Genomic DNA, 24,830 nt, shown 5'->3' on the forward strand with positions numbered 1-24,830 from the left:
AATGGCCGATGTCGCCGAATTCGGACTCTCAAGCCGCCTATCGGCGGTTAAACCGAGTTAAATCGGGCGAAACTCGGCCGAACGGCTTGGGGTATTAAAGGTGACAGCGGTCCGAGCGGGAACCGTCATGAACGCGATCCGAACGACGCTGATCGTGGCGCTCGCCACGGTGGTACTGATCGGGACCGGCGCGGCCGCCGGCGCCGTCGCGGCCGCTCCCGGACCGGACAATGGGTCCGGCGACGCGGGACCGCCGAGCGACCTCCCGGATCAGGTACCCGACTTCGTCGGCGACATCCTGAGTAGTGTGAACGACTTCATCGGCGGCGGGCTCGACGACCTCGGCGAGACCGTGAGCGGGATCGCCGGCGACGGCGCCGGTGAGGACGAGAGCGCGGACGGCGAGACCGACGACGGGGGTGCGTAACGTGACGGACCGCACGTCCGACCGTCTCGCGCTCGACCGACGGACGTACCTGCAGGCGACCGGCGCCGCCGCGCTCGGCGCGTCCGGCCTCGCCGGCTGCGTCGGCCGCGCGACCGGGACGCTCGCGACCGCAGTCACCGACCAGCCCGCCGACATCGGCGACTTCGAATCGCTCGTGGTCACCGTCGAGGGGATCTGGCTCGGTCCCGAGGGCGCCGAGAGCGGCGCGGAGGGGAATCAGACGGACGACGGGAGTGCGACCGACGACGGCGATGACGGTGCCGACGGCAACGAGACCGACGACGGAAGCGGGGCGGACGACGAAGACGATGGCGAAGAGGGCGAACCCTCCGGCCGCGAGTACCACGAGTTCGACGAGGCGCAGGAGGCCGACCTCGTCCAGCTACAGAACGGGGAGACGCAGCTGATCGACGAGCGAGAGCTGTCGGTCGGGACGTACCGGTTCCTCCAGCTCGACGTCTCGAACGTCGACGGCACCCTCGAAAGCGGCGACGAGGCCGAAGTCGACCTCCCGGGGAACGCGCCGCTGACGTTCAACGCGGAGTTCGAGGTGCGCGAGAACACCCGGACTGAGTTCACCGCCGACTTCGCCCCGGTCCGACGCGGCACCGGCGGGTACCTCCTGCGGCCGGTTCCGAGCGGGATCGAAGTCGACTACGAGGAGACGGACGGCGACTCCGGCGACGGGGACGGAACCGACGAGGAGTCGGGATAGCCGGCGGCGCGTCGCGTTCCCCTCGGTCCCCCGTTGAAGCCGCGACCGACCGCGGCTTCGGGGTCAGGGTTGGGAGCGGTCCCGGGATTCGGGGACCAGGGGAATGCACGCTCGCGTCGGTCCCCCGTCGGAGGCACACGACCCGTTCGATCGTCCCGCCGCGGTTCGACGCGTCGGGACGGTCGGGTTTCGTTCGACGTGACGCAGCGAGAAGACGCGAGACGACGCGAGATGCTGCGATAGACGCGAGACGACGCGAGAGACGCACACCGCACTCGCGCCGATCACGCGGTCGGCGACGCGCGATCTCTTATAAACGTCCGATACAGCGGCCCGGCGAGCAGCAGCGCTCCGAGGCCGGCCATCGCGACCAACACGGTCGGATCGATCGCGGCGACGCCCCCGGCCGCGAGCCGGGTGACGGAGACACCGATCGCGACGCCGACGACCGCCCACGGCAACTCGCCGAGGGCCGTGCCGACGAGCAGCGACCGGAGACCGATTCCCGACCCGCCCGCGGCGACCGAGACGGCGTCAGAGGGGACCGGCAGCAGCCGCGTCGCGGTGACGGCCCGGACACCTCCGGTAGCGTCGGCCAGTCGCTCGCCCGCGCCGCAGAGCCGGTCGGCCGTCCGCGAGCCTTCTCGGGCCCGAGTGCGTCCGATCCGCGCGAACCAGTACGGCGGGAGCGCCGTCGCGACCATCGCGGCGACGCCGACGGGGAGCCCGACCCACCCGTACCCGTAGCCGGCGACCACCGCGAGCAGCGTCGTCGGCCAGGCGAGGAACGGCCGGACCGCCGTCAGCGCGACCAGCGCGGCGCCGAACCGGATCGGATCGTCGGCGAGCCACGTCAGCGGCCCGAGCACGGCGCCGGGGGAGACGACCCACGCGGCCGCCGCGAACGCGGCCAGCGTACCCCCCGCGAGCGCGTACCCGACGATTCCGGTTCGGCGATTCACGAACGCCGGTGCTCTCTCGGACGATAAACGCTTTGTGGAGTCGACCCCGCCTCGGCCTCACTCATCGAGGAGCTCCCGACGGAACGCCGGGGAGAGGTGCTCCCGCTGCCACGCCTCGATCGCGGCCTCGTCGAGGCGGCTCGCCCAGAGCGCGAGCAGGCCGACCGCGAAGGCGACTCCGGGGAGGATCAGGACGGCGGCGTCGACGAACAGCTCCGGCCGAAAGAGGAAGCGGGCGATCCGGTCGCGGAACGCGCCCCACGCCGGCCCGAACGCGACCCATCGGAACGCGGTCGGGACGACCGCCACTGTGACGACCGGGTAGACGAGCGCGTCCGTCACCGGCCCGCCCTTGCCCCGGGCGAACGCGGCAGCGTAGAACCCCCAGCAGGCCAGCGACGCGACCGCCGACGCGACTCTCCGAGGCCCGTCCGGCGCGCCGTGATCGAGGGCGCCGAGTCCGAACAGGAGGGCCGCCGCGCCGACGTAGCCGAGCAGGCAGGCGAGCGCGCCCCCGAGGAGGACGCCTGCGTGAGCGGTCCGCGACTGGTTCGCGAACGGGGTCAGACCGATCGGAAGCGCCATGGCCGGAGGATGCGGCCGGCCGGCGGTTGAAGGTTGCGAGTCGACCGACGGCCCGAAGTCGGGACGCGGGAGATCGAATCGGGACGCCGAGCGGCCTCGCGTTTCTCGACTCTCGCGCTCCCCGACTCACGACAGCTCCCCGACCACGACAGCTTCCCGACTCACGAGAGCTTCCCGAGCGCCTCGAAGAAGTCGGAGGGGGGTCCCGCGATCCGCATCGGCGGGGTCGTGCGCTCGACGGTCACCTCGGTCGGAGCGGGGAGCGTCGTCGTGTTCCGGCCGTCGCTGGCGACGACGGCCTCCTCCACTCCCTCCACCGCCACGGTCACGGTCGCGTCGGCGTCGACCACGAGCGGGGGCATCCCCTCGTCGGCGACCATCTCGTTGACGACGAGCCCGCTCACGCCGGGGTGAACGAGCGGACCGCCCTCAGAGAGGTTGTACGCGGTCGAGCCGGTCGGCGTCGCGACGAGGACCCCGTCGGCGTGCCCGCCCGCGTACCGGCTCCCGTCCACGCGCACCTCGTAGTCGATCCCGGCGCCCGGACCCCGCCGGCCGCCCTGGATCACAACCTCGTTGGCGGCGGGGACGGAGGTCCACCCGTCGGCCCGGGCGGCGAGCCGCGGGGCCTCCCGTACGTCCATCTCCCCGCGGTCGAACGCCTCGACCTCCGAGAGGACGGCCGCCGCGGCGTCTTCCGGCGGAACGGCGTTGAGGAAGCCGACCTCTCCGAGGTTGACGCCCACGATCGGGGTGTCGCCGGCGTTGCGCGCGACGAAGAGGAACGTCCCGTCGCCGCCGACCGCGACCGCGAGGTCGCAGTCGGTGAGCGCGTCGACCGGGCGACCGGCATCCGGCTCGTCGAGGGCGTCGGCGGTCTCCGCGTCGAGCCAGACCGACGCCCCGGCGCCGGCGACCGCGTCGCGCAGCTCCTCGGCGACGGCGACCGCGCGCTCGCTCCCCTTCCGCGCCACGATTCCGACCTCCATGCGCCACCGATTCTCGCCGCCCGACAAAAGGATGCGGACATCGGACCGCGGTTCCGGAAAGTTTCAAGCCGCCCGCCCGCCTTGCGGGAACCATGTCGACCCCCCACGGCCGACCGGAACCATGAGCGAGGAGGACGACTGGTTCGAGCGCGCGCTGCGGGACATCGACGCGGACAGCGACGCGGTCGACGACGGGGAGACGGACGATAGCGACGGGGCGAGAGGAGACGCCGAAGCGGGAGACGAGGCACCGGATGGCGAGGCCCCGGACGAAGGGCCGGACAGCGGGGCCTCCGAATCCGAGGGAGCCGGCGAGCGCGACGACGAGCGCGGGAGCGACCCGTTCGGCGGGATCCGCGAGGGCGAGCGGGACCCCGAGCGAGACGCCCCCGGTGACCTCGCCGAGGGTAATTTCGGCGATGAGGGGTTCGGTGATGGCGACTCGGATGGAGGCGATTTCGACGCGGACGATTCCGACGCGGGCGCTTTCGACGGCGACGACTTGGATAGCGACGCGTTCGGCGGCGACGAATCGGAAGGCGATCCGTTCGGCGGCGGCCCGTCCGAAGACGAGCCGCCCGGCGAGGGGTTCGGCGGCGGATCGTTCGGCGAGGACGACCCGTTCGGCGGCGGATCGGCGGCGGGCGAGGCCGCGGAACCGACCGACCTAGGCGGGGGTTTCGGCGGCGGATCGTTCGGCGAGGACGACCCGTTCGGCGGCGGCGGGAGCGCCCCGGGCGGCGGACCGACCGGCGGTGGACCGGGCGGCGGACAGACCGGCGGCGGACCGGCGGGCGGATCGGCGGACCCCTTCGGCGGATATCGGGGGGACGCCCCGGGCGGATCTGGAGGCCCGAACGACGCGGGGTTCGGCGAGTTCGGCGGGGAGGGCGGCGACCCGTCGCCGGAGTTCGACGCCGACCCCGACGACTTCGAGTCGTCCATCGAGCGCACCGACGTCGGGATCGAGGGGCTCGACGAGATGATCCTCGGCGGGGTCCCGCGTCGCTCGCTTTTGTCGGTCATCGGCGGCGCCGGGACCGGGAAGACGACGTTTGCCCTCCAGTTCCTCAACGAGGCGCTCGAATCCGACCGGAAGGGGGTGTACATCACCCTCGAACAGACCCGCGAGTCGATCCTCGCGACGGCCGAGGAGAAGGGGTGGTCGTTCCGCGAGCACGCCGACGAGGACCGGCTCGCGGTGGTCGCCATCGACCCGATCGAGATGGCGAACTCGCTGGCGTCGATCCGGAACGACCTTGTCCGGCTCATCGCCGAGTTCGACGCGGACCGGCTGGTGCTCGACTCCGTCTCCCTCCTTGAGATGATGTACGACCACCCGGCGAAGCGCCGCTCGGAGGTGTTCGGGTTCACCCGGTCGCTGAAGGAGGCGGGCGTCACCACCCTGCTCACCTCCGAGGCGAGCGAGCGGAACCCCTTCGCCTCCAGGCACGGGATCGTCGAGTACCTCACCGACGCGGTGTTCGTACTCCAGTACATCCGCGGCACCGACTTCCGGGAGACGCGCCTCGCCGTCGAGATCCAGAAGATCCGCGACGCGAACCACTCCCGGCAGTCGAAGCCGTACGAGATCACCGACACCGGCATCTCTGTGTACGGGCAGGCGAACATCTTCTGAACCCGCCGACGAACGGGCCCGCGCGGCGGACTTTTAAGAGTCGGACTGAGCAACGAACGCCCGTGTCTCCCGAGAACGCCCCCCTCTCCTCCTCCTCGCTCTTCCCATCTCGTCGAGCAGTCGGGATCGGCCTGCTCGCCGGTCTCGCTCACCTGATCGTCGTCGCCGCGCTCACCGAGTGGTTCGATCTCTCGTTCGGTCGCAACCCGTTCCTCGTCTACGTCGCCGTCGGCGCCCTGTCGCTCGGGGCGCTCCCGGCCGCGCTCTTCGTCGAACACCGGCTCGTCGCCCCGTCGATCGCGGTCGCCCTCGCGCTCGTCGCGTCGACGTACGGGACGTGGTCGGTGTACGTCGCGCCGGAGACGATCCCGACTCCGGTCGGCCCGACGCCGTTGGGGTGGTACCTGATCGGGTGGGTCGCGGTGGTCGGGGTGGCGCTGATCGCTGGCGGCGTGGAGTACGGCATCCGTCGGGCGATGGTCGCGCGAGGCGAGTGAGAGGGTACTACAGTCGGGTGATTTCTCTCACTACGTTCGAGAAATGCACCGTCCGGGAGTCACGCGAGCGAAGCGAGCGTGACAACGGACGGTACACGACCGGAGGGAGTTTGCCGAGCGAAGCGAGGCAAACGTCGACTGACGGAGTCAGTCGGAAGTGCACCGTCCGGGAATTGAACCAAAATCAGACGTGCTCGCTCACTGCGTTCGCTGCGCGCGACTGATAGGGTTCAATTCCGTCCGGTGATTTCTCTCACTACGTTCGAGAAATGCACCGTCCGGGAATTGAACCCGGGCTATTAGCTTGGGAAGCTAATGTCCTACCACTGGACCAACGGTGCTCACTCGGCAGTATCCGACCTTCCCACTTGAACGTAGCGTTTCCGGTGCCGCGAGCCACACGCTTAACCCGCCGCCGGCGGACTCCACCCCATGCACTCACAGCCGAACGAGACGGACGTGTCGATCGATCCGGCGGCCGTCGAGCGCGTCCGCGAGCGACGCGCCGAGCTCGCGCCGGCGCTCGGCCGGACATGGACCGACGGCGGACCGCGGCGCTTCCTCACCGACCTCACCGCGATTGGGAGCCGGATGGCCGGCAGCGAGGGGGAACGCCGGGCCGCCGCGATCGTCGCCGACGCGTTCGAGCGGGCGGGGCTCTCGGGGATCGAGACGCGACCGTTCGAGATGGACGCGTGGGAGCGCGGGGACGCGACGCTCCGGGTGACGGCGCCCGGACGCAACGGCGCGGCGGCGACCCGCGAGTTCGAGGCGCTCGCGCTCCCGTACTCGCCCGAGGGGAGCGTCGACGGCGCGCTCGTCGACGTGGGATACGGGACGCCCGCCGAGATCGACGAGCGGGACGTCGAGGGCCGGATCGCGGTCGCGTCGACGACGACGCCGGAGGGCGGCCGGTTCGTCCACCGGATGGAGAAGTTCGGCTACGCGATCGACGCGGGCGCGGTCGGCTTCGTCTTCGTCAACCACCTCGACGGCCAGCTCCCGCCCACGGGGTCGCTGACGTTCGGCCGGGAGGCCGACGCGGTCGCCGTCGGCGTCTCGAAGGAGACCGGCGCGTGGCTCCGGGAGTACGCGGTCGGCGGGGGCGGCGGGAACGGGGAGACCGCCGAATCGGGCTCCGTCGCGCAGGCCGAGCTGTCGGTGACGGCGACGACCGAACCGGGCGAGAGCCGGAACGTGATCGGTCGCGCGGGTCCGGACACCGACGAGCGGCTCCTCCTCGTCGCGCACTACGACGCCCACGACATCGCGGAGGGCGCGCTCGACAACGGCTGCGGGATCGCGACCGTCGCGACCGCGGCGGCGATCCTGACCGAGGCGGACCTCCCGATCGGCGTCGACGTGGTCGCGGTCGGCGCGGAGGAGGTCGGGCTCCTCGGCGCGGAGCGGCTGGCCGAGCGGCTCGACCTCGACCGGGTCAAGGGCGTGGTCAACGTCGACGGCGCGGGGCGGTTCCGCGACCTGGTGGCGCTGGCGCACGCCTCCGAGACCGCGGCGTCTGTCGCGGAAGCGGTGTCGACGGCGACCAACCAGCCGATCGCGGTCGACGCCGAGCCGCACCCGTTCTCCGACCAGTGGCCGTTCGTCCGGCGCGGGGTGCCCGCCCTCCAGCTCCACAGCGACTCCGGCGACCGCGGGCGGGGATGGGGGCACACCCACGCGGACACCCTCGACAAGGTTGACGACCGAAACGTCCGGGAGCACGCGATGCTCACGGCGCTGCTCGTCGCCGAGTTCGCGGCCCCGGAGCGCGACGCCCCCCGGCTCGACCGCGAGGACCTGATCGCGGCGTTCAGAGAGGCCGACTTCGAGACGGGCATGCGCGCGGCCGACCTCTGGCCGGCCGGGTGGGAGTGAGTCAGTTCCCTCGGTCCGCCGGCATCGGCGGGGTCGTGCGCTTGTGCGCCGTGGCGCGGTGGCGCGCGAGCAGGTCGGCGACGGTCTCCGCCGAAACGTCGACGTCGCCCGTCAGCCGCTCGGCGACCGCCTCGGCGTCGAGCCCGCGGTCGACGCCGAGCCGCAACACGGCGTCGATCGCCTCGTACGAGGCCCCGAGGTCGTCGGCGTCGCGCTGGCCGGGGAGAAAGCCCGCGGTCGGCGGCTTCTCGACGACGAACTCGGGCACGTCGAGCTCCGCGGCGAGCGCGCGGACCTCGGTCTTGTACAGGTGCCCGAGCGGGAGCAGGTCGGCCGCGCCGTCGCCGTGTTTCGTGACGTAGCCGAGGAGGCGCTCGCTCCGGTTGGTCGTCCCGCAGACGAGTCGGTCCGTCGCGTTCGCGGCCAGATACGCCATCGCCATCCGGAGCCGCGCGATCGCGTTCCCGGAGCGGACCGGCTCGTCGTGGAGGTCGAACCGGTCGGGCGCGACCGCGCCGAACTGCGCGAACAGTGGCTGGAGGTGCACCGTGTCGTGGTCGATCCCGAGCGCGTCCGCGAGCGCTTCCGCGTCGCGGGCGTGGGGTGCCCCGATCTTGTTGCAGGGGAGGATCAGCCCATACACGCGGTCGGCGCCGAGCGCCTCCACCGCCAGCGCCGCCGTGACCGTGGAGTCCAGACCGCCGCTCATGTTGACGACCAGCCCCGCCGCGTTCGCGGCCGCGACCTCGTCGGCGAGAAACGTCCGGATCCGCTCCCGTTCCGCGGCCGGGTCCGGAGCGTCGGACGGGTCGAGGGCGCCGGAGTCGGCGGTCGCGACGCGGTCGGACGAGTCGTCTCCGGTCGACGCCGCGGCCGCGGATCGATCGGGGATCGCTCCCGGCTCGAACGCGCTCGACCGGCGGTCACCCATCGGCCGGCCCTCCGAACGGCGGTTTCTGAACCGATCGGTGTGGCGGCGATCGGTTCGGAGCCGCTCGGCGTGGAGGTGATCCCCGAGAAGCGTGCGGTTCGCGGGGACTGCGGGGAGTGCGGAGAGTCCGATCGACCGTCACGGTTCGAACCCGCCGCAAACGCGTGCGGGCGTCGTCTCGAAAGCTCATGTTCGCCTGCCGCTTCCGAACGAACGGGTAAATACTCACGGTAGTGTTTGTTTAAGGTCTTCCCCATATTGCATCCAGAACACCAAGACCAAACACGATTTGTACATTGACAATCAACATTTTTGGGAAATAGATGTAGAATCTGGCAATATATTCTTGTAAAGATATCGTATGAAACAGACGCATACATATATCTCTAATTGAGACCATATACTGAACTTTAATCGCCATTCTCTGTCTGGATAAACAATATAAGGAGAAAATAACCCAATACTTATACAGACAGATTCACTCGATTTGTCCATGTCGTCGATCCAGCTCACGACGAGTCAGAGACGGGTGCTCACCGCGCTCGTGAACCTCTCCGAGAACGCCGACCGTCCGGTGTCCGGCAGGCGGATCGCCGAGTCGATCGACCGGAACGCCGGTACCGTCCGGAACCGGATGCAGAGCCTGCGCGACATCGGGTTAGTCGAGGGCGTCGCCGGGCCCCACGGCGGGTACGTCCCGACTGACGCGGCCTACGAGACGCTCGACATCGAGCGCATGGACGGCGCCGCCAGCACCCCGGTCGAGCGCGAGGGCGACCCGGTCGAGGGTGTCAACGTCGAGGAGATCGACCTCTCGAGCGTCGCCAATCCCGAGCTGTGTCGGGCGGAGCTCGTGATCCGCGGGCCGGTCGGCACCTTCGACGCCGGCGACCGCGTGACCGTGGGTCCGACCCCCGGCGCGGGGCTCCGACTCTCGGGGGTCGTCGACGCGACCCACGTCGACGGCAACACGCTGTTGGTCCGGGTGGAGGGGATGGAGACTCCGGGCAAAGAGCGGGCGGCGTAGCGCGGTCGGCCGTTATCCGGTCGTATCGGTCCCCGCGATCCGGTCCCGGATCGCGCCCGTCGCCGCGGCGGCGTGTCTGGCGTCGCGGTACCGCTCTCCGAAGGCGACGCGGGCGCTTTCGGCGGCCTCGCCGTCGACCGCGAACGAGACGCCCTCGTAGGCCACGTCCCAGAGCACCAGCGGCTCCGGCGGCGCGGGACCGATCCCGAGCTCGCCGGGGACCGGTTCGGCGTCGAGCAGCCGGTCGATCAGGGAGAGGTCGGCCGTTCCGCGCCCGACCGCGCGGACGGCGGCGACCAGCCGGCGCACGAGCGCCCGCGGGAACCCGTCGGCGCTCACCTCGACGACGAGGAGGTCGCCCGCCCGGGTCGCAGTCGCGGAGAGGTCGCGGACGGTCCCGGTCTCGTCGCTCGTCAGGTTGTGGAAGTCGTGCTCGCCCGAGAGCCGCGCGAGCGCCTCGCGGACGCGGTCGTCGTCGACGGCGTGGTCGGGGTCCGCGTCGCGACGGCCGGAGCTATCGCCGGCGTCTCCGCGGTCGCGACTCCCGTCCGCGTCGCGGACGGGCGCGTACAGGTGATAGCGGTAGGTCCGCCGGACCGCGTCGTGGGTCGCGTGGAGCCCGTCCGGCACGTCGGCGGCCGCCCACACGCGCACCGAACCGGGGAGGTGGCCGTTGAACGCGCGCGGCGTGAGCCACTCTGGCGCCGCGAACGCGACCGTCTGCGCGACCGCGGAGACGCCGGCGTCGGTCCGCCCCGCGGCGGCGTACCCCGGCGGCGTCGCGTGCGTCGGGCCGTCGCCGCGGTCGACGATTCCGTGTTCGGCGAGCGCCCGCAGGAGCGTGCCCTCGACGGTCGTCGCGTGCGGCTGGCGCTGGAAGCCGGCGTACTCGCGGCCGTCGTACGCGACCCGGAACGCGCGGGTCGCCGTCGGGCCGTCGGTCACTCCGGGTCGGGGCCGTCGCCCGCGCCCGCGGCCTCTCCGTCCTCCGCTTCTTCCGCATCATCGTCGGCCATCGGCACCGTGACGACCGGGACGGGCGAGACGCGCACCACCTTCTCGGTGACGCTCCCGAGCAGGACCCGCTGGAGGCCGGAGCGCGCGTGGCTCGGCATCACGACGATGTCGGCGCCCACGTCGTCGATCGCGTTCTCGATGACGTCGACGGGCTCGCCGCGGACGACGCTGCCCACCACGTCGACGCCCGCCGACTCCAGCTCCGCCGTCACGGTCTCGACCCGCTCCTCGGCCGCGTCTTCGACGCGCTCCGCGAACGCGCCGGCCTGCGGGCCGCGCAGCGTCTGCGCGACCGTGTCGATCGCGGAGACGACGTGGACGGTCGCGTCGTACCGCTCCGCGAGGCTCTCCGCGTGCGGGATCGCGTCGTTCCCCTTCCCGCCCGGCGCCACGGGGAGGAGGATGTCGTCGTACATACGTGACGGTCCGCCCGCCGGGTGGAAAACGGTACCGGCCGTCGTGTCCGAGAGGACCGTCCGCGGAGGCGGTCGCTCACGGAGGCGGTCGCTCACGGAGGCGGCCCCCTACAGCCCGAGCGCGTCGAGCAGGTCGAAGCCGACGCCGGCGTAGCCGACCAGCTTGAAGCCGAGGTAGATCCCGACGATCGCCACCACGCCGGGGAGTTCGGGCGGGGCGGGGATCGGGACGCGGAGGAAGGCGAACAGCGCGCCGACCGTGAGGCCGACGATCAGGGCCGCGACCGTCAGCACGGGCGTGGAACTCATGTCGGCGGGTCGGCGGCGTCGACTCATAAGGCCGACGTTACGGGCCGGTCCGTCGACGTCGAGGTGGACCCCGGCCGCCGGCCGGCACGGCGCGGATGGGCAGGGTTTTCAGACGGGCGCCCCTCCACGGGGACATGGCACGAGAGGTTTCCAACCCCGACAACCCGCAGGTGACGCTCCACACGAACCACGGCGACGTCGTCGTCGAGCTGTTCGCCGACCGCGCGCCGAAGACGGTCGAGAACTTCCTCGGACTCGCGCGTCACGACCCCGCCGCGGACGCCGAGCCGGCCCGCGACACCAACACCTGGGAGGACCCCGAATCCGGCGAGGTCCGCGGCGACTCGCTGTACGAGGGCAACGTCTTCCACCGCGTCATCGAGGGCTTCATGATCCAGGGCGGCGACCCGCAGGAGTCCGGTCGCGGCGGCCCCGGCTACCAGTTCGACGACGAGTTCCACGACGACCTCACCCACGACGGTCCGGGCATCCTCTCGATGGCGAACTCCGGCCCGAACACGAACGGCTCGCAGTTCTTCATCACGCTGGACGCCACGCCCCACCTCGACGGCAAACACGCCGTCTTCGGGCAGGTCATCGACGGGATGGACGTCGTCGAGGAGATCGGCTCCGTTCCGACCGACCGACAGGACGAACCCCGCGACACGGTCGAGATCGAGCAGGTCACCGTCGACGAGTAGGACGGAGACCCGCGGTCGACGCCCGCGAACGATCCTCCGAGGCGGTGAGCACACTTTTAAGTCCGTGATCGCTGATGTGCGAGTCAGATGCCCTCCAACAAACGCACCGCCATCGCGGCGGGATTAGTTCTGATCGGTATCGCCGTCTTCCTGTACGCGGTCGTCCTTCAACAGCAACTCCTCCGCGGCGCGGGAATCGGGCTCTCCGCCCTCGTCGTCGCGGCGCTCGTGTACTACGGCGGTACCAATCGGCGGACGCTCGTCCGGGCCACCGTCGTCGTGACGGTCGTCTACGGCGTGTTCACCTTCCAACTGCCGCTCGCCGTCATCGCGGCCTGCGCCGTCTACCTCTCCGCGTGGCTCACGGGCGCGGACGGTCCGTTCGACGCGCCCGACACGACGATATTCCCGATCGAACGGGCGACGGCCGGAGAGACAGAAGATAGCGAGTGACGCCTTTGCGCCACTCCTGTTTATAAGCACCCCCCACGCATTCCGGCCGCCCGCTCACACGACCCGGTTTCACACGACCCGGTTCTCGAGCTCCTCGCCGCCGTCGAGCCGGCCGACGTTCTCCGCGAGGATGTCGGCGACGCGCTCGTAGTAGTGCGGGGTGTGGCCGGCGTTGTGCGGCGTGATCGTGACGCTCCCGAGCCCCCACAGCGGGTGGTCCTCGGGGAGCGGCTCGGGGTCGGTCACGTCGAGCGCGGCCCCGCGGATGCGGCTGTTCCGGAGCGCCGAGACGAGCGCGTCCGTGTCGACGACCGGCCCGCGCGCGATGTTGACGAGCACCGCGTCCGCCCGCATGGTCCGGAGCGCGTCGGCGTCGACGAGCCCACGGGTCGTCTCCGTCAGCGGACACGCGAGCACCACGTACTCGGCGTCCGCGACCGCGTCGTGGAACTCGTCGAACCCGTACACCTCGTCGGTCGGCCCGCCCTTCTCGGGCGAGTAGCGGACCCCGGTGGTGTCGACGTCGAAGGGCTCCAGCCGGTCGACGACGGCCTCGCCGATCGCGCCGAGCCCGACGACGGCGACGGTCGAGCCGTACACCTCGGTCGTCTCGTAGCTCCGCCACTCCCGGCGCTCCTGCTGGCGGTGCGCGCGCGGCCACTGGCGGGCGTGGGTGATCATCGACCCGATGACGTGCTCGGAGATGTTCGGCCGGTGGACCCCCGAGGCGTTCGTCAGGGCGACGCCGTGGTCCGCGAGCGCGTCGCGGGGGAGGTGCCCCGTGCCGGCGAACACGCACGCGAACAGCTCCAGGTTTTCGGCGGCGGCCAGCAGCTCCTCGTCGACGTCGAGCCCGACCGCGATCCGCGCGGTCTCGAGCAGCTCGCGCTCCTCGGTCGGCGTCCGCGCCAGCGCGACCGATCGGTCGGGGAGTCGCTCGCGGATCGCCTCGGCCAGCGCCGAGCCGTCCGAGCCGTGGATCGTCTGCCGCAACACGACGATGTCTGGGTCGCTCATGGCGGGGAGACTCGGCGCAACGGATAAAAAGGATGCCCGTCCGGCGACCGGTGCCGGATCCGCTCGTCCGCAGTCGGTCCCGGCCTACTCGAGCGCCGCGTCGAACGCCCGCTGGAGGTCGGCCTTCATGTCGTCGACGTGCTCGATCCCCACCGAGACCCGGATGAGCCCGTCAGTGAGGCCGGCAGCGAGCCGCTCCTCGCGCGGGATCGCGGCATGGGTCATCGCGGCCGGCTGCTCGATCAGGCTCTCGACGCCGCCGAGCGACTCCGCGAGCGTGAACACCTCGGTCTCGCTGACGACCGTCGACGCCTGATCGAGGGTGCCGTCGAACTCGAAGGAGAGCATGCCCCCGAACGCGTCCATCTGCTCGGCCGCGAGCTCGTGGTCCGGGTGGCTCTCTAAGCCCGGGTAGTAGACGCGGCTCACGTCGTCGTGGTCCGCCAGCCACGCCGCCAGCTCCATCGCGTTCTCGCAGTGGCGGTCCATCCGGACGGAGAGCGTCTTCGTCCCGCGCAACACGAGGAAGGAGTCGAACGGGCCGGGCGTCGCGCCCACCGAGTTCTGGTAGAAGCCGAGCCGCTCGTCGAGCTCGGCGTCGTCGACGATCAGCGCGCCGCCGATGGTGTCGGAGTGGCCGCCGAGGTACTTCGTCAGCGACTGGGAGACGATGTCGGCGCCGTGTTCGAGCGGGCGCTGGAGGTACGGGGTCGCGAACGTGTTGTCGACCGCGCAGAGCGCGTCGTTCGCGTGGGCGATGTCGGCGAGCGCGCCGATGTCGTTGACGTTCAACAGGGGGTTCGTCGGCGTCTCGACCCACACGAGCTCCGTCTCCTCGCGCATCGCGTCCCGGACCGCGTCGTGGTCCCTCGTGTCGACGAACGTGGTCTCGAGGTCGTACTGCTCGTACACCTGCGTGAGGATGCGGTGGGTCCCCCCGTACACGTCGTCGCCGGCGACGACGTGGTCGCCCGCCTCCAGCAGGTTCAGGACGGTGTTTATGGCGGCCATCCCGGAGGCGAAACAGCGCGCGTGGCTCCCCGACTCCAGCGAGGCCAGGTTCGATTCGAGGTCGGTCCGCGTCGGGTTCCCCGTCCGGCTGTACTCGTAGCCGCGGTGTTCGCCCGGCCCGTCCTGCTGATACGTGGAGTTCGCGTGGATCGGCGTCATCAGCGCGCCGGTCTCCGGGTCGGGCTCCTGCCCGGCGTGGATCGCGCGGGTCTCGAAGCGTCGGTCGTCGTCGCGGGAATCGTCCCCGTTGCGGGAGCGGTCGCCGTCGCGGGTGTCGTCGTCCTCGCCGGTGGCGGATGGGTCGCTCATACCGGACGGTCGTCGCCGAGGGGAGTGATTCTTTCCCTTCCGAGGTGCGGGAGGAGTGAGGGGAGAGGGGTGAGGGGAGCGAACGACGAGCGCGGCCGCTGGCGGAGCGGGACTGAGAGAAGTGCTCGGTCAGGGATTTGAACCCTGGTCGTCGGCTGTCTTCCAAACCGGCGCGTCGGTGCGCCGCGTCTGCCGAAAGGCCAACATGATTGGCCGGACTACACCAACCGAGCGCAATTTCGGGTTGTGCCGCATCCGATTTAACTCTTCTTAACTCGCGGCACCGTGGGAGGCGTCGGCAGGGTCCTCGTCGTCCGGTTCGGACCGGAGTCGGGCGGCGGCTTCAGCCCTCGCTTCGGTTCCGGCTTCGGCCCTGACTCGCCTCCGAATTCGGGCTCTCGATCGCATTTCGGATATGGTATATAGTGCTATATAAAATATAGACCAATAACAATTAATCTGTATTCCTCGAGGGTGTAGATCTGGGTAGTCCTATAAATCCGAGTATATCGGCTCTTAGAGGCATTTATAGGAGAGTATATATTTCAGGTAAATTTAAGGGAGACGGAGGACCACATCGAGATATGGAGACGAGGAAGGTGCAAGTCACCGGCGGTTCGACGTACACGGTCTCGATTCCGAAGACGTGGGCGACCGACAACGACGTCGAGGCGGGAACCGAGATCGAGTTCCACCCCGACGGTGACTCGCTGTTCCTCACGCCGCACTCCGAGGAGGAACGCACCCGCGGGACGCTCGACATCTCGGATCTGACGGGACAGGCGCTCACCCGCGCCGTGACGACGATGTACGTCAGCGGGTTCGACGTGATCGAACTCGAAGGCGCCGAGATCACCACCGAGCAGCGGTCGACGGTGCGCGAGTCGGTCCAGAGCCTCGTCGGGCTGGAGGTGTTAGAGGAGACCCGCGACCGCGTGGTCGTGCAGGACTTGCTCGACTCCTCGGAGCTGTCCATTCACAACGCGGTCACGCGGATGCGGCTGATCTCGCTGTCGATGCTGGAGGACGCCATCGCGGCGCTCTCCGAGCGCGACCACGACCTCGCGCGCGACGTGATCGGGCGGGACGACGACCTCGACCGGCTCTGGCTCGTCGTCTCCCGGATCTTCCGGGCGACGCTCCGGACGCCGAAGGCGGCCGAAGAGCTCGGGCTCCCCCGGGAGGAGTGTTTCGACTACCACTCCAGCGCCCGCCAGCTCGAACGGATCGGCGACCACGCGACGAAGATCGCGCACCTGACGCTGAGCATCGAGGAGCCGCTGCCCGACGACGTGGTCGAGGCGGTCAACGAGCTCTACGGCGACGCGATCGAGGTGATAGACACCGCGATGGACGCGCTGTTCGCGGACGACAGCGAGGAGGCGACCGCCCTCGCGAACGAGGCGCGCACCGGCGTCCGGGCGATCGACGAGCGGGTGCGCGCCATCGACGAGCTGCTCCGGGAGCTGGACCCAACCCGCGCGCAGCTGCTCGGGCTCGTGGTCGACTCCGTGCTCCGCTCGGCCGACTACGGCGGCAACGTCGCGGAGACGGCGCTCCAGAAGGCCGCGCCGACGCCGTGACCGCTCGGCTCCGAGCCGACACGGTGAACTGACGCGTCCCGATCGCCGAAGACCGTCGGTCGAATCGCCGGGGAAGCGGGTTTTTTGGGCGTCGCCGTCGGACGGATCGGTATGCCAGAGATCGAACTCGGCGTGCCGAGGGGCGTCGTCGAGTCGCTGCCCGAGGAGGACGGCACCGCCGAGCAGGACATGCGGCGCGCGATCGCCGGGATCCAGTCCCGGCTGAACGACGAGATCGCGGACGCGGAGCCCGCGGAGGCGGCCGAGGTCGTGGCCGACGCCGTCGAGCGCATGGAGGCGCAGGCGAGCACGTACCACGAGTTCGTCCCGGAGCTGCGCGCGTGGGGCCAGTCGCCGATCTACGCCATCGCGTGGCGGAACCTCTACGTGGAGCTCATCGGCCAGCTCTACGAACACGAGTGGCTCGGCGGCGAGCTGGACCGCGAGCGGAACTTCCGGCTCGTCGAAGACGGGATCCGGCTGTCGGACTTGTAACCGGTCCGACGGCTCCGCCGCCGGCGCCCGTTTTTAAGCCGCCCCGGCCCGATGCACACGTATGGAACTCGAACTGCGGTTCTTCGCGACGTTCCGCGAGGCCGCCGGAGGAAAGACCGTCATCGCGGAGTTCGCGGACGGATCGACCGTCGGCGACGTGTTGCGAGACCTGGAGGCGGAGTACGAGGGGATGAACGGACGCCTGATCGTCGACGGGGACCTCGCGCCGCAGATCAGCGTCCTGAAGAACGGCCGCGAGGTGCTCCACCTCGACGGGCTCGACACCCCGCTCGACGACGGCGACCGGGTCTCCGTGTTCCCGCCGGTCGCCGGCGGGTGCGAGACATGACTGACGCGGGACGCGAGAGCGACGCCGAGGACGCGAACGACGGAGCGCTCGACGGCGACGTCGATCTCCCGCCAGCCGAAGACGGCTGGGAACGCGAGGAGGTCGCGTACAGAGGCATCTCGCGGCGCCTCGCGGCCCACTACCTCGTCAACCTCGGCGGCGAGCTCGTCGGCACCGACGACCCGGCGGAGGCGACCCGCGTGGACGGCGACGAGTGGCGCGTCGCGCTCAGCGCGGAGAAGGTGCAGGCCACCGGGGCCATCTCGCTCACCGAGGTGACCGCCTCGTTCGCGGGCGACCCCGAGGCGCTCGCGGAGCTGCTCCCCAGATACCGGCAGAAGGCGATGCGCGCCGGCGGGTGATGACGGACGGCGACGCCCCCGCCGACGATCGCTCCGAGGGCGAGGGCTCCGACGGTGCCGACCCCGAGGCCGCCGACGGCCCCGACCCCGACGGCTCCGGATCCCCCGGCCCGTATCCGATCGACGGGACCGCCCTCGTGAAGACGGCGGCGCTCGCGAGCGTTCCCGCCGAGCGTCTCCCCGACCTCCTCGCTCGGGTGCAGGCAGATCTCGGTCCGCGGATCGACGAGTACCGCCGCCGCTACGAGCGGATCGCGGCGGAGCCGGACCGCGAGACGTTCCTCGTCGAGCCCGACCACTGGGAGGGGATCGCCGACCGGCTGGCTCTCTCGGACCGCGAGCGCGACGCGGTCGCCCGGGCCCACGAGGCCGCGGTCGAACGCGCCGGCGACGACGACCGGCGGGCGGAGTTCGAGACGGCACTGGAGATCCGGTCCGGCGTCGTGATCGGGACTCCCGGAGCCCCGGATGGGACCCCCGGAAACCCGGATCGTCGCGACGAGGAGTGACGGCTCGCTTGCGGCCACCGACGCCTTTTCGACGCCGCGCGCAGACGTGCCGGCATGCGACTCGCTCGCCTGCTCACGCCGGACGGACCGGTTTCGGGGCGCTACGAGGACGGGACCGTGATCGCCGAGGACGGCCGGTACGAGGTCGGCTGCGACGGGCGGCTCCTCCCGCCCTGTGACCCGAGCGCGCTCTACTGCGTCGGCCGGAACTACGCGGAGACGCTCGACCAGATGGAGTACGAACGACCTGAGGAGCCCGACTTCTTCATCAAGCCGCCCGCGAGCCTGCTCGCGCACGGCGAGCCGGTCCGGTACCCCGAGTGGACCGACGAGCTGACCTACGCCGGCGAGCTGGTGGCCGTCATCGACGAGCGGTGTCGGAACGTCGACCCAGAAGACGTGCCCGAGGTCGTCCGCGGGTACACCGTCATGAACGACGTGGACGCCTTAGACCAGCAGGGACGGACCGCGCGCAAGGCGTTCGACGGCTCCGCGCCGCTGGGCCCGTGGATCGAGACCGACGTTGACCCGACGAACCTCGACATCTCGACGACCGTCGGCGGGGAACAGCGGCAGGACGCGAACACCGAGCTGATGCTGTTCGGGCCCCACGAGATCGTCTCGTATCTCTCAAAGCGGTTCACCTTCGAGCCGGGCGACTGCATCGCCTTCGGGAGCCCGGCGAACCCGGGGCTCGTCGAGCCCGGCGAGCGCGTGGAGATCACCTACGAGGGTGTCGGGACGCTATCGAATCCGGTCGTCGACGGGGAGTGACCGGAGTCAGCGTTCCGATCGGTATGCGGTGGCGTGCACATCCGAGTCCCGCCAGTTTGGTTGGTCTGGCTCACCCTCAAACACCTGTACTTAGGATATATTCTACAATCTACAAGTAGCACCGACAGACACAACCCAACGTGATCGCTTCGCCATATGACGATACGAGGCAGATGTGTCGTGTTTGCTGTGCCGGAGAACGCGCTAGATTACAACGTACTGGTGGTCCCGACAGCGATGGATGTCCGTGGGTCTCGTTTGATGTCGATCGCTCTGTGATTAAGCGTCTATTTGATCGTTGTGAGCCAGGTGTGCTCCTCGCAAGTTGGGGTCGTGGCCCAATCGGCACTCAATGAGCGATACAGCACCCGGCCAGGCGAACCAATATGTTCTCGATGCCGACACCACCGGCGAGATCGAGTACGGTGAGTCTACGATCACGTATACGGACACCGGCGGTGAGACCGCTTCCTCAGGTGGCCACTCATTCACGCTTCATACTGATGATCTGACGGCAGTACGAATTGAAGAGAACACGACACTTACCGGAGCCCGAACACTAGGGGTCTTCTTCACCCTTGTTGCGCTCGTCCTCACCGGTGGGCGGGACTTTTCGTCAACGGATATCTGAGTCAGCCACAAGCGGAATTCACGCTCACGTCGACGAGTCTTACGATAGGTCTTCTCACAGTCGTGGCCATCATCAGTGCGTGGGTAACTGGGTTCGAGTATTTATTCGCTGATACGCCGACTGTCGTTGACGTGTATCTTGAGACAGATACACAGACACGAGTATTGTGTAATGAGACGGCAAACGCCGAGTTCACCGAATTCTGTGCCTTCCTTCTCAGCGAAGACCTCCCGACGACATGCCGAAGCGACTCGCTGCACGACCATATCTCCGCTTGAATCGCTCACCGCCTCAGCAACGAGTTACGAACCGCAAATCGGCGCTCAGTAGGATCCCACGGTGAAGTTCTGACGGGTCCTCCAGACCGCCCGATTACCACTCACTCCGGGTTCCGCATCGGCTGTTTCTCCCCGTAGGTAAGCGTCCGCCACACCCACTCGACGGGGCCGAACCGGTAGTACCTGAGCCATGCCACCGACAGAACGATCTGCGCCGCCCAGACGGCGGCGACGAACCCGAGCTGTTCGACGCGGGTGACGGAGCCGAACAGCCCCAGTCCGTGGCCGTAGAAGACGGTGGTGGCGATCACCGTCTGGAGCAGGTAGTTCGTGAACGCGGTCCGACCGACCGCGGCGAGTCCGCGCGTCACTGGCCCGTCCGGGCGCCGGCGGGCGTACAGCATCACGAGCCCGAGGTAGCCGCCGGCGAGGGGGAAGCTGCCGACGTAGATGAACTGCCGCCAGTACAGCGCGGCGTCGGCGCTCCAGTCGTTGGCCTGGATGTAGGCGACGCCGGCGACGGTGATCGCGAGGCCGACGACGCCGAGCGCGACGAGCCGCCGGTAGAAGGACGACGACCGCTCGCCGGTCATCGCGCCCACGCGGTACAGCGCCATCCCGAGGAGCATGGTGCCGCCGACCTGCCAGAAGCTCCCGCTGATGTACCCGCTGGTCTGTCGGCTGATCGACGAGGAGACCCGGTGGTCGAGCTGTCCGATCCACCCCCCGCGGTACGTCGCGACCTGCTCGCGGAGCACGGACTCCGCCGGCGCCCACTGGGACGCGATCGCGTCGCCGCCGAGGCTGACCGCCGCGAGCAGCTCCGTGACGGGGAGAAACAGCAGGAAGACCGCACCGACCCCGGCGAGCTGCCGCGCATCGAGGTCCCGGAACGCGACGACGACCAGCGCGGTCACCCCGTACGCGACGAGGATGTCGCCGTACCACAGCAGGTACGCGTGCATGAGCCCGATCGCGATCAGGATCGCGGTCCGTCGGTAGTGGAGCCGCACCGCGTCTTGGCCCTTCTCCTCTTTGCTGTCGATGAACAGCAGAATGCCCGCGCCGAACAGCGCCGAGAACAGGGTGATGAACTTGTTCTGGGCGAACACGTGGCTGAACGCCCACGCCCAGTAGTTCGCGCCCGCGAACTCGCCGTACACGGCGCCGTCGGCGTAGATGGTGGGGTTCAACAGCGTCTGCTCCGGCATCGAGAACGACCAGACGTTGATCAGGAGGATGCCGAGCAGGGCGACACCCCTGAGCGCGTCGAGGGCGACGATTCGGTCAGAGGGAGGCGTCGGGCCGGCGTCGCGGGTCACGAGTTGGCTCGTAGATGGGAACGCAGGACCGAATAGGTTCGGAATGCGGTCGAAGGTGGTCGTCCGGCAGACCAGACCGGCCCGCTAGTCCAGCCGAACCGCCTCGCCGCGCTCCGAGGACCGGTAGATCGCGTCGATCACGCGCTGGACGGACAGCGCCTCCTCGACCGTGTTGATGTCGGGTGCCTCGCCCGCGGCGACCGCCTCGAGGAACGCCGCCTGCTCGGCGGCGTGGCTGTCGCCCGCCCGTGTCTCGATCTCGGCGTCGGAGAAGTGGTGGTGGTCGCCGTCGAAGGCGGTCGCCTCGTGGAGCGTGAGCTCCTCGCTCCCGCGGTCGTACGTCGCGCCCGCCTCCGTGCCGCGGACCGCGAACCCGTCGTTCGTCGGGCGGTTCGTCGCCCACGCGACCTCCAGCGAGACGGTGGCACCGCCGGCGGTGCGGACGAACGCGGACGCGGAGTCCTCCACGTCGAACCCCTCGGCCCCGGCGTCGTCGCCCCACATGTCGATGTACGCGTAGTCGTCGCGGCCGCCGAACTCCGAGCGCGTCTCGCCGGACACCTCGACCACCTCCGGGTGATCGAGGAAGTAGAGCGCCAGGTCGATCGCGTGGACGCCGATGTCGATGAGCGCGCCGCCGCCGGCGACCTCGCCGGACGTGAACCACGAGCCGCGGCCGGGGACGCCCCGGCGGCGGACGTAGTTGGCCTCGACGTGGGTCGTCTCGCCGAACCGGCCCTCCGCCTGGTACTCCTTCAGCACCTGCACCGGTTCCGCGAACCGGTTATTGAACCCGGCCATGCAGAACCCCTCGGCGTCGCGGGCGGCCTCGGCGATCCGCTCCGCGCTCTCCAGCGAGTGCGCCAGCGGCTTCTCCAAGAGCACGTCGAGGCCGGCCTCGAGCGCGGAGACCGCGTACTCCTCGTGGAACCGGTTCGGCGTCGTGACGAGCACGGCGTCGCAGGCGTCGTAGAGCGCCGATTCCTCCTCGTAGGCGTGCACGTCGAACTCCTCGTGGAACCGGCGGCGCGCGTCCGCGTCGATGTCCATCCCGCCGACGAGGTTCGCGCCTCGGTCGGCGAGCTTTCTCGCGTGGTGGTGACCGATCCCGCCGAGGCCGACGATGCCGACGGCGACGTCGTTCGCGCGTGTCATGGGCCGAGTTCACAACGGTTGTTGTTAAGACTCACGCCCGGTTACGCGAGGGCGACGACAGCGGAAAGCAGCACGTCGAGCAGTTCGATCAGCTGCTCGGTCGACTCCCCGCCGACGCCGAGACCCTCGCCGCCGACCAGGAGCCGTTCGAGTCGCTCCGACTCTCGGGTCCACACGAACCGGCCGAGGACCCATCCGCTCCCGAGGAACGCGACCGTCGCCAGGAGCCGCGAGATGAGGAGCAGCCGCAGGAGGAGGGGAAGCAGGAGCGCCGCGGCCAGCGCGGCGACCACGTACGTGACGACCGTCTCCGCCGACCCGTCGAGCACGGGGTCGACGACCCCGGTCGCCGAGAGGAGGACGAACCCGCCGACTGCGACGGCGAGGGCCGCCCAGACCAGGGTCGCGAGGAGCCCCACGTGCCCATCGTACCCGGTGTCGGCGCCCTCCGGCACGTCGTCGTGGACCCAGGGGTTGCGCATACGCCACGTCGACGTTCCCCCGACATATATCTCGCTTCAGATACCCGAAACGCGACCCGTGAAGGGAACCGAGGCGGACGGGAGGCGGGGACGCGGAGGTCGGGAGCGGCGCGGAGCCGCGACCGAACTCACCGCTCCCGCGTCATCCACTCGCTCGCCTGCGGCTCGTTCGGATCGGTGACGATCTCGATCAGCGCGGGGCCGTCGTGGGCCACCCCGGACGCGACCGCGTCGCCGACCGCCTCCAGTTCGGTCACCCGGTCGGCCCGGACGCCCATCCCTTCCGCGACGGCGACGAGGTCCAGCCCCGCCTCGGCCCACCCGTACGCGCCGGCCGGGAGGTCGTGCGACCGCGACGCCGCCTCGCTGATGATCGCGTAGTCGTCGTTGTTGAACGCGACGACGGTCACGTCGAGCCCCTCCGCGGCCAGCGTGTGCAGCTCGTGAACGCACATCAGGAGCCCGCCGTCGCCGACGAGCGCGACCGCGCCGCGGTCGGAATCCGCGAGCGCCGCGCCGATCGCCGACGGGAGCGCGGTTCCCATCGTCGCCCACGACCCCGGATTCACGTACTCCGAGGGGCCGGCCGCGGGGAACGAGACGAGCGTCCACTGCCGAGAGCCGCCGGCGTCGGCGGTGACGACGGCCGACGCCGGGACCGCCTCGCGGACCTCCCGGAGGGCCTCGACCGAGCTGAGGGGAGCTCCGGGGGCGCGTCCGTCGGTGAGCGCGTCGAACCGCTCGCGGTCCGCAGCGCGGACCGCCTCGGCCCGCGCGGCGCCGGTCGACTCGTCGGGGTGGTCCACCGGCGCCTCGGTCGCTCCGGCCTCACTCGCCGACCCGTGCGTCTCGTCGCGGCCCGCCAGCCGGTCACCGAGCGACCGGAGGAACCGGTCGGCGTCCGCGACGACCCCGAGATCGGTCTCGTACCCGAACCCGATGTCGTCGCCGTCGAGCGTGACGTGGACCAGCGACTCCGGCAGCGAGACGGACCACGAGGCGGTCGCGACCGCGTCGAGGTCGGAGCCGACGACGAGCCCGCGGTCCGCGTCGGCGAGGAGCTCGCGGAGTTCGGTGCTCGATCCCCCGCAGAGCACGCCGGCGGAGAGGGGATGGGTCTCGTCGAGCGTCCCTTTCCCCTTGTACGTCGTGACGACCGGAGCGTCGAGGCGCTCAGCGACCGCGCGGAGCGAACCGCTCGCGCCGGAGCGCCTGACGCCGCCGCCCGCGAGGATCACCGGCACGTCGGCCCCGGCGAGCAGGTCGGCCGCGCGGTCGACCGCGTCCGCCGGTGGTTCAGGCGGTGCGGCCGGCTCGCGCTCGCCGACCGCCGGCTGGGGCGTGCGGCTCGCGAGCACGTCCTTCGGGATCCCCACGCGGACCGGCCCCTGCGGGTGCTCGCGCGCGACGCGGATCGCCTCGGCGACGGCCGGGACCGCGCCGGCGGGCGAGTCGACGAGGACGTTCTCCTTGACGACGGTGTCGTACGTCTCCGGCGGCGTCTCGTGGATCCCGTCGCCCCCGCGGACCTCGCGTTCCGTCTCGACCGCGAGGTGGAGGAGGGGGACGCAGTCGTTTTTGGCGTTCTTGAGGCCGTTCATCGCGTTCATGTCGCCCGGGCCGGGGACGACGATCGACGCCGCCATCTCGCCGGGGTCGCTCGTCTCCGCGTACCCCCAGGCCTGGTGGGTTACGGCGGTCTCGTGGCGGGCGACGACGAACCGCGCGTCGCGGTCGGCGAGCGCCCGGTTCAGCGGGAGGGTCTGCTTGCCGGGGATCCCGAAGGCGACGTCGACCCCGCGGTCGAGCATGCGCTCGACGACCGCCTCGGCGACGGTCGGGGCGTCGGCCGCGCTCGGGTCCGTACCGCTCGGGGACTCGTCCGTGTCCATACTCCGAGGTCGACGGACCGGGTGTTGAAAGCTTCGACGGCGGGAGATCGGCCCCCCCTCTCGCCCCTCACGAACCAGAACCGATACGGCGCCG

At 70.2% G+C, this 24,830-nt stretch carries 28 protein-coding genes and 2 tRNA genes; 15 read left to right on the forward strand and 15 right to left on the reverse strand.

Translation table 11 applies throughout. From position 1 onward, the window contains the following. The first annotated feature begins 127 nt into the window (after positions 1-127). Both CK500_RS11360 and CK500_RS11365 read left to right on the forward strand, forming a co-directional pair. The gene (locus tag CK500_RS11360; protein ID WP_095637331.1) at positions 128-427 is read left to right on the forward strand and encodes a hypothetical protein; all 300 of its coding nucleotides are present in this window, start codon (positions 128-130) and stop codon (positions 425-427) included. 1 nt (position 428) lies between these two features. Further along, the gene (locus CK500_RS11365) at positions 429-1,163 is read left to right on the forward strand and encodes a DUF4382 domain-containing protein (protein WP_095637332.1); all 735 of its coding nucleotides are present in this window, start codon (positions 429-431) and stop codon (positions 1,161-1,163) included. A 284-nt stretch (positions 1,164-1,447) separates the two neighbouring features. Here the strand turns inward: CK500_RS11365 and CK500_RS11370 are convergent, their stop codons facing one another. From CK500_RS11370 to CK500_RS11380, 3 genes are all read right to left on the reverse strand, one after another. Next, positions 1,448-2,125: a TVP38/TMEM64 family protein gene (locus CK500_RS11370; protein WP_095637333.1), complete on the reverse strand. Its 678-nt coding sequence runs from the start codon at positions 2,123-2,125 to the stop codon at positions 1,448-1,450. Between the two features lie 57 nt (positions 2,126-2,182). Beyond that, positions 2,183-2,710: a hypothetical protein gene (locus tag CK500_RS11375; protein ID WP_095637334.1), complete on the reverse strand. Its 528-nt coding sequence runs from the start codon at positions 2,708-2,710 to the stop codon at positions 2,183-2,185. Positions 2,711-2,871: 161 nt separating this feature from the next. Continuing rightward, entirely contained in the window at positions 2,872-3,699 is an 828-nt protein-coding gene (locus tag CK500_RS11380; protein WP_095637335.1) for an NAD(+)/NADH kinase, read from the reverse strand. Positions 3,700-3,820: 121 nt separating this feature from the next. Between CK500_RS11380 and CK500_RS11385 the strand changes: the two genes are divergently transcribed. After that, the gene (locus CK500_RS11385) at positions 3,821-5,338 is read left to right on the forward strand and encodes a KaiC domain-containing protein (protein ID WP_095637336.1); all 1,518 of its coding nucleotides are present in this window, start codon (positions 3,821-3,823) and stop codon (positions 5,336-5,338) included. A gap of 62 nt (positions 5,339-5,400) precedes the next feature. Continuing rightward, on the forward strand, positions 5,401-5,835 hold the full coding sequence (locus tag CK500_RS11390) for a hypothetical protein (RefSeq protein ID WP_095637337.1): 435 nt from the start codon (positions 5,401-5,403) through the stop codon (positions 5,833-5,835). Between the two features lie 270 nt (positions 5,836-6,105). On the opposite strand, the gene CK500_RS11395 is transcribed toward CK500_RS11390, so the two are convergent. After that, positions 6,106-6,176 (reverse strand) — tRNA-Gly (locus CK500_RS11395). A gap of 91 nt (positions 6,177-6,267) precedes the next feature. On the opposite strand from CK500_RS11395, the gene CK500_RS11400 reads away from it, so the two are divergent. After that, positions 6,268-7,713: a M28 family metallopeptidase gene (locus tag CK500_RS11400; protein WP_095637338.1), complete on the forward strand. Its 1,446-nt coding sequence runs from the start codon at positions 6,268-6,270 to the stop codon at positions 7,711-7,713. Between the two features lies 1 nt (position 7,714). Here the strand turns inward: CK500_RS11400 and CK500_RS11405 are convergent, their stop codons facing one another. Then, positions 7,715-8,644, reverse strand: coding sequence for an NAD+ synthase (locus CK500_RS11405; protein ID WP_095637339.1), 930 nt, complete (start codon positions 8,642-8,644; stop codon positions 7,715-7,717). 493 nt (positions 8,645-9,137) lie between these two features. On the opposite strand from CK500_RS11405, the gene CK500_RS11410 reads away from it, so the two are divergent. Then, entirely contained in the window at positions 9,138-9,671 is a 534-nt protein-coding gene (locus CK500_RS11410; RefSeq protein ID WP_095637340.1) for an Rrf2 family transcriptional regulator, read from the forward strand. A gap of 12 nt (positions 9,672-9,683) precedes the next feature. On the opposite strand, the gene truA is transcribed toward CK500_RS11410, so the two are convergent. The 3 genes from truA to CK500_RS11425 form a co-directional block, all read right to left on the reverse strand. Continuing rightward, a complete protein-coding gene (truA, locus tag CK500_RS11415) occupies positions 9,684-10,616 on the reverse strand; it encodes a tRNA pseudouridine(38-40) synthase TruA (protein ID WP_095637341.1) in 933 nt (310 codons plus the stop codon). Further along, positions 10,613-11,104, reverse strand: coding sequence for a universal stress protein (locus CK500_RS11420; RefSeq protein ID WP_095637342.1), 492 nt, complete (start codon positions 11,102-11,104; stop codon positions 10,613-10,615). Before CK500_RS11420 ends, truA begins: the two co-directional genes overlap by 4 nt. Positions 11,105-11,212: 108 nt before the next feature. Beyond that, positions 11,213-11,413, reverse strand: a complete 201-nt coding sequence (locus CK500_RS11425; RefSeq protein WP_095637343.1) for a XapX domain-containing protein — start codon at positions 11,411-11,413, stop codon at positions 11,213-11,215. Positions 11,414-11,547: 134 nt separating this feature from the next. Between CK500_RS11425 and CK500_RS11430 the strand changes: the two genes are divergently transcribed. Together CK500_RS11430 and CK500_RS11435 are read left to right on the forward strand one after the other, a co-directional pair. After that, positions 11,548-12,114, forward strand: coding sequence for a peptidylprolyl isomerase (locus CK500_RS11430; protein ID WP_095637344.1), 567 nt, complete (start codon positions 11,548-11,550; stop codon positions 12,112-12,114). 87 nt (positions 12,115-12,201) lie between these two features. Beyond that, positions 12,202-12,567, forward strand: a complete 366-nt coding sequence (locus tag CK500_RS11435; RefSeq protein ID WP_095637345.1) for a hypothetical protein — start codon at positions 12,202-12,204, stop codon at positions 12,565-12,567. Between the two features lie 69 nt (positions 12,568-12,636). Here CK500_RS11435 and CK500_RS11440 read toward each other — a convergent pair whose 3' ends face one another. The 3 genes from CK500_RS11440 to CK500_RS11450 all read right to left on the reverse strand — a co-directional run bounded on the left by CK500_RS11440 (position 12,637) and on the right by CK500_RS11450 (position 15,137). Beyond that, complete coding sequence (locus tag CK500_RS11440) at positions 12,637-13,584, reverse strand: D-2-hydroxyacid dehydrogenase (protein ID WP_095637346.1); 948 nt, start codon at positions 13,582-13,584, stop codon at positions 12,637-12,639. Positions 13,585-13,668: 84 nt separating this feature from the next. Further along, on the reverse strand, positions 13,669-14,904 hold the full coding sequence (locus CK500_RS11445; RefSeq protein WP_095637347.1) for a cystathionine gamma-synthase: 1,236 nt from the start codon (positions 14,902-14,904) through the stop codon (positions 13,669-13,671). A 122-nt stretch (positions 14,905-15,026) separates the two neighbouring features. Continuing rightward, a tRNA-Glu gene (locus tag CK500_RS11450) sits at positions 15,027-15,137 on the reverse strand. Positions 15,138-15,488: 351 nt separating this feature from the next. Between CK500_RS11450 and CK500_RS11455 the strand changes: the two genes are divergently transcribed. From CK500_RS11455 to CK500_RS16890, 7 genes are all read left to right on the forward strand, one after another. Then, positions 15,489-16,487 carry a phosphate signaling complex PhoU family protein gene (locus CK500_RS11455; RefSeq protein WP_095637348.1) on the forward strand — a complete coding sequence of 333 codons (999 nt, stop codon included), beginning with the start codon at positions 15,489-15,491 and terminating at the stop codon, positions 16,485-16,487. Between the two features lie 111 nt (positions 16,488-16,598). Then, positions 16,599-16,982, forward strand: coding sequence for a hypothetical protein (locus CK500_RS11460; RefSeq protein ID WP_095637349.1), 384 nt, complete (start codon positions 16,599-16,601; stop codon positions 16,980-16,982). A 61-nt stretch (positions 16,983-17,043) separates the two neighbouring features. Then, complete coding sequence (locus CK500_RS11465; RefSeq protein ID WP_095637350.1) at positions 17,044-17,331, forward strand: ubiquitin-like small modifier protein 1; 288 nt, start codon at positions 17,044-17,046, stop codon at positions 17,329-17,331. Next, on the forward strand, positions 17,328-17,693 hold the full coding sequence (locus CK500_RS11470) for a hypothetical protein (protein ID WP_095637351.1): 366 nt from the start codon (positions 17,328-17,330) through the stop codon (positions 17,691-17,693). The genes CK500_RS11465 and CK500_RS11470 overlap by 4 nt, the downstream gene beginning before the upstream one ends. After that, the gene (locus CK500_RS11475) at positions 17,693-18,202 is read left to right on the forward strand and encodes a hypothetical protein (RefSeq protein WP_233139128.1); all 510 of its coding nucleotides are present in this window, start codon (positions 17,693-17,695) and stop codon (positions 18,200-18,202) included. The genes CK500_RS11470 and CK500_RS11475 overlap by 1 nt, the downstream gene beginning before the upstream one ends. A 54-nt stretch (positions 18,203-18,256) precedes the next feature. Continuing rightward, positions 18,257-18,976 carry a fumarylacetoacetate hydrolase family protein gene (locus CK500_RS11480; protein WP_095637352.1) on the forward strand — a complete coding sequence of 240 codons (720 nt, stop codon included), beginning with the start codon at positions 18,257-18,259 and terminating at the stop codon, positions 18,974-18,976. Between the two features lie 352 nt (positions 18,977-19,328). Continuing rightward, positions 19,329-19,607, forward strand: coding sequence for a hypothetical protein (locus tag CK500_RS16890; RefSeq protein WP_144049553.1), 279 nt, complete (start codon positions 19,329-19,331; stop codon positions 19,605-19,607). 379 nt (positions 19,608-19,986) lie between these two features. Here CK500_RS16890 and CK500_RS11485 read toward each other — a convergent pair whose 3' ends face one another. The 4 genes from CK500_RS11485 to CK500_RS11500 form a co-directional block, all read right to left on the reverse strand. Then, the gene (locus tag CK500_RS11485) at positions 19,987-21,207 is read right to left on the reverse strand and encodes a DUF418 domain-containing protein (protein WP_095637353.1); all 1,221 of its coding nucleotides are present in this window, start codon (positions 21,205-21,207) and stop codon (positions 19,987-19,989) included. 84 nt (positions 21,208-21,291) lie between these two features. After that, entirely contained in the window at positions 21,292-22,362 is a 1,071-nt protein-coding gene (locus tag CK500_RS11490; protein WP_095637354.1) for a Gfo/Idh/MocA family protein, read from the reverse strand. A gap of 41 nt (positions 22,363-22,403) precedes the next feature. Beyond that, positions 22,404-22,844: a hypothetical protein gene (locus tag CK500_RS11495; RefSeq protein WP_095637355.1), complete on the reverse strand. Its 441-nt coding sequence runs from the start codon at positions 22,842-22,844 to the stop codon at positions 22,404-22,406. A 128-nt stretch (positions 22,845-22,972) separates the two neighbouring features. After that, positions 22,973-24,736, reverse strand: a complete 1,764-nt coding sequence (locus CK500_RS11500; protein WP_095637356.1) for a thiamine pyrophosphate-binding protein — start codon at positions 24,734-24,736, stop codon at positions 22,973-22,975. Between the last annotated feature and the right edge of the window lie 94 nt (positions 24,737-24,830).

The organism is Halorubrum salipaludis (assembly GCF_002286985.1).
GTDB lineage: Archaea > Halobacteriota > Halobacteria > Halobacteriales > Haloferacaceae > Halorubrum > Halorubrum salipaludis.